At 43.4% G+C, this 567-nt stretch carries 1 rRNA gene; it reads right to left on the bottom strand.

Annotated elements, in window-relative coordinates:
• Window positions 1–376: 376 nt before the first annotated feature.
• Window positions 377–567: ribosomal RNA gene (locus tag ACFQNF_RS12315) — 16S ribosomal RNA — on the bottom strand; the annotation flags it as partial.

The raw sequence follows: 567 nt of genomic DNA, 5'->3' as shown, positions 1-567 counted from the left end.
AGGCTAACGCGTCCTTCTTCGCCTATCATCGCCAAGGCATCCACCAGATGCACTTAGTCGCTTGATCCTATAACCTCAAACACGTGTTCAACCAAAGTCGCTCACATCGTTCAAAGTATCTGATTTCGCTTTGTTTGCGACATCGATTATTCAGTTCTGACTTCGAACAATCGATTTTGATACAATCTACCCTTATTTATTTCTAAATTTGAGTATTACTTCTTCTATTTTTTTAAAGATCAATTTACTGTCTTGCTGATTTTAGAAACCAGAATTAATGTGACTTTTTAATCACATTAATTCTGAATCCTATTCAACAATCCTTAAATCTACAGTCGATGAGTGTGAGTACTCAATCCAAAAGACTTTTCTCTTGAAAGGAGGTGATCCAGCCGCAGGTTCCCCTACGGCTACCTTGTTACGACTTCACCCCAGTCATGAATCCCACCGTGGTAAGCGGCCTCCTCACGGTTAGCCTACCTACTTCTGGTGAAACCCATTCCCATGGTGTGACGGGCGGTGTGTACAAGGCCCGGGAACGTATTCACCGCGACATGCTGATCCGCG

The organism is Iodobacter arcticus, assembly GCF_042664895.1.
Taxonomy (GTDB): domain Bacteria; phylum Pseudomonadota; class Gammaproteobacteria; order Burkholderiales; family Chitinibacteraceae; genus Iodobacter; species Iodobacter arcticus.
Note: the sequence above shows the minus strand (reverse complement) of the source record. Positions and strands in the feature narration are given on the sequence as shown.